The organism is Pseudomonas sp. SID14000 (genome assembly GCF_002165135.1).
In the GTDB taxonomy this organism is placed as follows: Bacteria; Pseudomonadota; Gammaproteobacteria; order Pseudomonadales; family Pseudomonadaceae; genus Aquipseudomonas.
In genome coordinates this window covers 1-468 of sequence record NZ_NFZQ01000091.1, presented here as the reverse complement: position 1 = coordinate 468, position 468 = coordinate 1, and the positions used below count along the sequence as shown (strand labels likewise).

General features: G+C 65.8%; 1 pseudogene. It reads left to right on the top strand.

Annotated elements, in window-relative coordinates:
* Nucleotides 1–468: pseudogene (locus CAY82_RS27510) on the top strand (lysine 2,3-aminomutase); the annotation flags it as partial.

The window sequence follows — 468 nt, the reverse complement described above, 5'->3', positions numbered from 1 at the left end:
CACACGCACGTGAACGCGGCCCAGTCGGTCACCCCGCTGGTGGCCGAGGCGACCAAGGCGATGTTCGAGGCCGGTCTGCGCGACGTCCGCAACCAGGGCGTCCTGATGCGCGGCGTCAACGATTCGGTCCCGCAACTGCTCGACCTGTGCTTCGCGCTCCTCGACGGCGCGACCATCACGCCGTACTACTTCTATATGTGCGACATGATCCCGTTCTCCGAGCACTGGCGGGTCTCGGTGAAGGACGCGCAGCACCTGCAGCACGGGATGCTCGGCTACCTGCCGGGCTTCGCGACCCCGCGCATCGTCTGCGACGTCCCGTACGTCGGCAAGCGCTGGGTGCACCAGTTGTCGGAGTACGACGAGGTCCGCGGCATCTCGTACTGGAAGAAGAACTACCGCACCGGGATCGAGCAGCAGGACCCGGAGGCGTTGAACCGCACCTACGAGTACTACGACCCGATCGAC